The sequence below is a fragment of the Actinokineospora sp. PR83 genome, assembly GCF_021056305.1.
Lineage (GTDB): Bacteria > Actinomycetota > Actinomycetes > Mycobacteriales > Pseudonocardiaceae > Actinokineospora > Actinokineospora spheciospongiae.
Genome location: NZ_JAJCXD010000106.1, coordinates 1 through 5,635 on the forward strand (window position 1 = coordinate 1; position 5,635 = coordinate 5,635).

Sequence of the window (5,635 nt, forward strand, 5' to 3'; positions counted from 1 at the left end):
GAACCGGTGGTCCGGTCGGCGGTCCTGGTGGCCTCGCCGATGGGTACGACCCGCTCGGCGGTGAGCACGAGCGGGACTGGGACCGCCGCTTCCTGGTCCGCCCGTACGACCCGAACGACCAGGCGTCCGCGACCGAGTACGCCTGGCCGCCCGGTGAGGTCTTCCCCGAGGGCGGGGTGGCCGCGGGTGAGCCCGACGTGCTCGCCGTGGGCACCGTCGTCGACCGGTTCGGCACCGCCGAGGGGCGGGTGTTCGCCGCCGACGGCACCCCGTTCGCCCGGCGTTCGCTGCCGCCCGCGCTGCTCACCGCCGGGTACCACCGCTACCGGGTGGTGCGACCGCTGCCGGTGTGGCGCGCGGTGTCGGCGCCCTGGTTCGCCCAGCCCGGCGGCGGCGACCGCCTGCGCGCCACCCGGTCCGCCGCCGACCTGGTGGCGCTGGGCTACCTGACCGACATCACCGGGGAGGCACGGGCGTGAACGCCGAGTCCGTAGTGGAGTTGCTGGCCGCGGTGGGCGTTCCGGCCGGGGTCGTCTCGGTCGGCGTCGAGGCGGACAACACCTGGTGCCTGGTGGCCGACCCGGACCCGGAGACCCCCGGGTGGGAGGTGTTCTGGCGCGAGCAGGGCAACCGCTACGACTGGGCGCGGTTCACCAGCGAGCAGGTGGCCTGCCACTACCTGTTCGGCAGGCTGACCTGGTCGCAGGTCGTGCGCGGGGTCGTCGGCGTCCTCCTGGTCGCCGGGGAAGCGCCCGCCGCCCAGGAGACCGCCGTTCCGCAAGCGGTCACCCAGGAGGAGCCCGAGACCGGGCGGATCCCGCTGGTGGTCGACGAGGCCGCCCCGAAGGGCTAGTCGCGGCGCAGGACGTCCAGTGCGGCGTCGTGCAGGTGGCCGTTGGACGACAGGGCCGTGCCGCCGTCGAACCGGGCGATCCCGCCGAGGTCGGTGAACCGGCCGCCCGCCTCCTGCACCAGCACCTGCAGCGGGGCCACGTCCCACGGGTTCACGATGGGCTCGGCGGCCAGGTCGATCGCGCCCTCGGCGACCAGGCAGTGCTGCCAGAAGTCACCGAACGCCCGGTTCTCCCAGCACGCGTCCACCAGGGCCAGGTAGTGCTCGCGCGAGTGGTACTCCGTCCACGTGCCCAGGTGCGTGGTCGACAGGTAGGCGTCGCCCAGGTCGCGCACGCCGGACACCGCCAGCCTGCGCGGTTCCGCGCCGTCCTGCCCCAGCCAGGCGCCTTCGCCGCGGGCGGCCCACCAGCGCCTGCCCAGGGCGGGGGCGCTGACCACGCCGACCGTCGGCACGCCGTCCTCCACCAGGGCGATCAGCGTGGCCCAGGCGGGGACGCCGCGCAGGAAGTTCTTGGTCCCGTCGATCGGGTCGAGCACCCAGGCCCGGCCCGCGCCGACCTCCCCGCCGCGTTCCTCGCCGACCACCGCGTCGCCCGGCCTGGCCTCGGCGAGCAGGGCGCGGACGGCGTCCTCGACGGCGGTGTCGGCGTCGGTGACCGGGGTGCGGTCCGGTTTGCGCTCGACGGTGAGGTCGGCCGCGCGGAACCGCGAACGGGTGATCCCGTCGGCCGCGTCGGCGAGCCGGAGGGCGAAAGTGAGGTCGGCTGACACGGCGACGATGGTGTCACGCCTACGCTGTCTCCTGTGAGTGTGGTGCTGCTGGCCGAGGACGACGCGGCCATTGCCGATCCCCTGTCCCGGGCGTTGCACCGGGAGGGCTACGAGGTGCACGTCGTCTCCGACGGCCAGAGCGCGCTGGAGACGGCCTCGACCGGTGTGCCCGACCTGCTGGTGCTCGACCTGGGGTTACCGGGTCTGGACGGCCTGGACGTGTGCAGGCGGCTGCGCGCCGCCGGTCGCGGCATCCCGGTCCTGATGCTGACCGCGCGCGCCGACGAGGTCGACTTCGTCGTCGGGCTGGACGCGGGCGCCGACGACTACGTGGCCAAGCCGTTCCGGCTGGCCGAGCTGCTGGCCAGGATCCGGGCCCTGCTGCGCCGCCAGGCCCCGGGCGCCATCGACGTCAACGGGGTGCGGATGGACCTCGCCGCCCGGGTGGTGACCGTGGACGGCGCGGAGATCACCCTGGCGAACAAGGAGTTCGAGCTGCTGCGGGTGCTGATCCAGCGCGCGGGCCAGGTGGTGACCCGCGAGGAGATCCTGACCGAGGTGTGGAGCGACCCGGAGCTGAAGACGTCGAAGACGCTGGACATGCACATGTCGTGGCTGCGCCGCAAGCTCGGCGAGGGCGGCCCCCGCTTCTCCGAGCGGCGCATCGCGACCGTGCGCGGGGTCGGTTTCCGCTTCAACGCGGAGTGACGTGCGCCGCCGGATCCTGCTCGCGATCCTGCTCGCGGTCACCGTCACCGCCTGCGCCCTGGGCATCCCGCTGGGCTACACGGCCCTGCAGGTAGTGGAGAGCCTGACCAAGGAGGACCTGCAGACCCGCGGCCAGCAGATCGCGGCGACCCTGGACGACGAGATCGCCAACGGCCGCCGCGTCGACCTGTCCAAGGTGCAGTTGGCGGTGCCGCCGGGCGGGCGGCTGGTGGTGACGATCCCCGGCGAGGGCGAGCGCAGCTACGGCGCGCCGCTGGTCGAGGACATGGTGACCACCGACGAGCTGCCGATCGTCGGGCAGGGCCGGGTCCGGCTGCTGCTCGACGCCGGGCCGCTGCGGACCAGGCAGGCCCAGGTGACGGTGCTGGTGTCGCTGGTGGTGGTGCTGACGATCGCGGCGGGCACGGTGGTGGCGATGGTCACCGCGCGCAGGCTGGCCCGGCCGCTGCGGCACGTGGCCGAGCGCGCCACCCGGCTCGGGGCGGGCGACTTCCGGTTGGACCGGGCCCGCTACGACCTGTTCGAGCTGGACATGGTCGCCGAGGCGCTGGACGCGTCGGCGACCGCGCTGGCCCAGTTGGTGCAGCGCGAGCGGGACCTGGTCGGCGACGTGTCGCACCAGCTCCGCAGCAGGCTGACAGCGTTGCAACTGCGGTTGGAGGCGCTGACGTCCGTCCCGGACGCCGACGCCGCCGCGGAGGCCAGGGAGGCGCTGGAGCAGGCCGAGCGGCTGGCCGACGTGCTCGACGAGCTGCTCGCCGCCGCTCGCGAGGCCCGCGCGGTCGGCGCCGAACCGGTGGACCTGGCCCAGGAGCTGTCCGGGCTGGTCGAGGAGTGGCGCGGGGTGTTCCGCTCGGAGGGGCGGGCGCTGCGGGCCCGGCTGTCCCCCGGCCTGCTGGCCAGGGTCACCCCGGCCCGGCTGCGCGAGGCGATCGGGGTGCTGCTGGACAACGCGCTGCGCCACGGGGCGGGCACGGTCACCCTGGCCGCCCGCACCGGCGACCCGACGCGCGCCGACACGGTGGTCATCGAGGTCAGCGACGGCGGGGCGGGGGTGCCCGACGAGCTGGCCCCGCACATCTTCGACCGCGGCGTGTCCGGGGCGGGTTCCACCGGCCTCGGCCTGGCGCTGGCCAGGGCGCTGGTCGACTCCGACGGCGGCAGGCTGGAGCTGTCGACGGCCAGGCCGCCGACGTTCACCGTGTTCCTGCCGGTGCCGAAGGCGGGCAACGTGCGCGGGGTGAAATGGCCCGCAGAACGCTCGCCCCGCTAGTTCAGCACGCTCGCCCCGCTAGTTCTTGTCGGTCCCGCTCAACGGCGGTGTTGCAATTCGTCCGGGAAGACCCATTTGCGGAATGCCCAGAAGCGGAAGAACATCGCCAGCAGCATTCCGATGATCGAACCGCTGGCGAAGTCGGCGATCTCCTGCACCGCCCGGGTGACGTTGGGCACCTCGAGGTCGAGCACGTAGCGGGACACGAATGGCGGGACCAGGTTGATGCCGACGCCGATGCCGCTGATGAGGAAGAACAGCGCCGCCTCGTGCCTGCGCTCCCGGCCGCCGCGCATCCGGAACGACCACTCGCGGTTGAGCACGTAGGACGCGATGGTGGCCACGATGATGGCGATCGCCTTCGCGGTGATCGGCTTGTCGGCGAGCACGGTCAGCTTGAGGACGTACCAGATGACGTTGTCGATGACGAACGTCGTGCCGCCCACCACCGCGAACTTCAGCAGTTCGCGGTGCTTGAGCAGCAGGTTTCGCAGCGGTGCGGGCAGCACGCCCAACACCGACTCGACTACGGTCACCGGCGCAGTCTAGGCGAAGGACCTGCGGTTACGCCGCCCGCTCGGTGTCGCTGTCAGGGCGGACCGCCCGCAGCGGGCGCACCCTGGCCTCGGCGTCGGGGAACACCCACTTCTTGAACGCCCACCACCGGAAGACCATCGCCAGGGCCGTGCCCAGCACGATGCCGAAGCCGAAGTCGGCGACCTCTTGGGTGATCAGGGTCACGTTGGGGACCTGCAGGTCCAGCACGTAGCGGGACACGAACAGCGGCAGCGAGTTGATGCCGACGCCGATCCCGCTGATGAGGAAGAACAGCGCCGCCTCGTGCCTGCGCTCCCGGCCGCCGCGTTCCCGGAAGGACCACTCCCGGTTCAGCACGTAGGACGCGATGGTGGCGACGATGACCGCGACGGCCTGCGCGGTCACCGGATTGCGGTTCAGCACGGTGAATTTGAGCACGTAGTTCACCGTGATTGTCACGATGAAGCAAATACCGCCGACGACTGCGAACTTGAGCAGTTCCCGATGCCTGACCAGGATGGCTCGCACCGGTTCCGGGATTAGGGCGAGCACATTCTCGACAAAGGCCATGGCGGCGGAGTCTATCCAGGGTGGACGCCCGATGTCCCGTTGCCCGGCTCCGGTGTCCGGTCCGACCGGTTCGTCGGCATCGACCACGACCACCACGGGATCCAGGCGACCGCGCTGTCCTTCGCCGTGCCCAGGACCGCCGTCACGGTGATCGAGCGGTCCTGCCAGCCGGGCGGGTCGGTGTGCGCGACCAGCGCCAGGGTCGCGCCCGGGGCGAGCGGGCCGCGGGTGGAGCAGGTGGAGCGCTCGTGGGCGCGGGTGCAGTCGAGCGGGGCCGCCGACGTGACCCGGTGGACCAGCCGGTCGAAGCTGATGGTGACCGGTTTGCTGCTCTCCCCGGTGTTGAGCACCCGCACGTCGAGCGCCGGTTCGCCGTGCGGGAAGCCGGGGCGCGGCGCGGCCAGCACCCGCACGGCGTCCCGGAGCGCGGGCGGGGCGACCCGCACCGGGATGCTGAAGCTCGTCGGGGCCACCCCCTCGGCGGTCACCGAGCCGGTGATCACGCCGTCGCGGGCACCGGGGTCGGCCACCACGGTGAAGCTGAACGACGCGGTCTCCCCCGGGGGGATGCCCGCGCTGGTGCAGGTGATCGTCCCGGCGCCCCCGGGGCAGCGCACCGCCAGGGCGCGCTCGGCGACGGCGCGGATGCCCTCGGGCAGCCGCAGGACCGCCGTCACCGGCCCGGACGTCTTGCCGCCGGTATTGCGCACGGTCATGACGATGTCGGCGGGTTGCCCCGGCACCAGGACCGGCGGTGCGACCGGGCCCGCGGCGTCGAGGACCGGTGTGGGTGCCGGTGGTGGCGCCTGCGGCGGGTTCGGCGCGGGCGCGGGTGCCGGTGCGGGGCCGGGTGGCGGCGGGGGTGCCGGGGCCTCGGCGGCGGGCGGCGCGGGCGGGTCG

The 5,635-nt window shown here is 73.3% G+C and carries 6 protein-coding genes and 2 pseudogenes; 4 read left to right on the forward strand and 4 right to left on the reverse strand.

The window, feature by feature from the left end; translation table 11 throughout:
• A partial coding sequence (locus L6E12_RS30450; protein ID WP_236231379.1) for a TNT domain-containing protein occupies nucleotides 1–479 on the forward strand: 479 nt, incomplete at its 5' end.
• Nucleotides 476–733 (forward strand): annotated as a pseudogene (locus L6E12_RS30455) (hypothetical protein); the annotation flags it as partial. The gene L6E12_RS30450 and the pseudogene L6E12_RS30455, both read left to right, overlap by 4 nt.
• A 116-nt stretch (nucleotides 734–849) precedes the next feature.
• Here the strand turns inward: L6E12_RS30455 and hisN are convergent.
• Complete coding sequence (gene hisN, locus L6E12_RS30460; protein ID WP_374201972.1) at nucleotides 850–1,626, reverse strand: histidinol-phosphatase; 777 nt, start codon at nucleotides 1,624–1,626, stop codon at nucleotides 850–852.
• A 39-nt stretch (nucleotides 1,627–1,665) separates the two neighbouring features.
• Here hisN and L6E12_RS30465 point away from each other — a divergent pair, with 39 nt between their 5' ends.
• Complete coding sequence (locus L6E12_RS30465; protein WP_236231384.1) at nucleotides 1,666–2,334, forward strand: response regulator transcription factor; 669 nt, start codon at nucleotides 1,666–1,668, stop codon at nucleotides 2,332–2,334.
• 1 nt (nucleotide 2,335) lies between these two features.
• Complete coding sequence (locus L6E12_RS30470) at nucleotides 2,336–3,628, forward strand: ATP-binding protein (RefSeq protein WP_236231380.1); 1,293 nt, start codon at nucleotides 2,336–2,338, stop codon at nucleotides 3,626–3,628.
• Between the two features lie 38 nt (nucleotides 3,629–3,666).
• Here the strand turns inward: L6E12_RS30470 and L6E12_RS30475 are convergent, their stop codons facing one another.
• The 3 genes and pseudogenes from L6E12_RS30475 to L6E12_RS30485 form a co-directional block, all read right to left on the reverse strand.
• Complete coding sequence (locus tag L6E12_RS30475) at nucleotides 3,667–4,164, reverse strand: GtrA family protein (RefSeq protein WP_236231381.1); 498 nt, start codon at nucleotides 4,162–4,164, stop codon at nucleotides 3,667–3,669.
• A 28-nt stretch (nucleotides 4,165–4,192) separates the two neighbouring features.
• Nucleotides 4,193–4,735, reverse strand: a complete 543-nt coding sequence (locus tag L6E12_RS30480) for a GtrA family protein (RefSeq protein WP_236231382.1) — start codon at nucleotides 4,733–4,735, stop codon at nucleotides 4,193–4,195.
• A gap of 11 nt (nucleotides 4,736–4,746) precedes the next feature.
• Nucleotides 4,747–5,635: pseudogene (locus L6E12_RS30485) on the reverse strand (RNA polymerase subunit sigma); the annotation flags it as partial.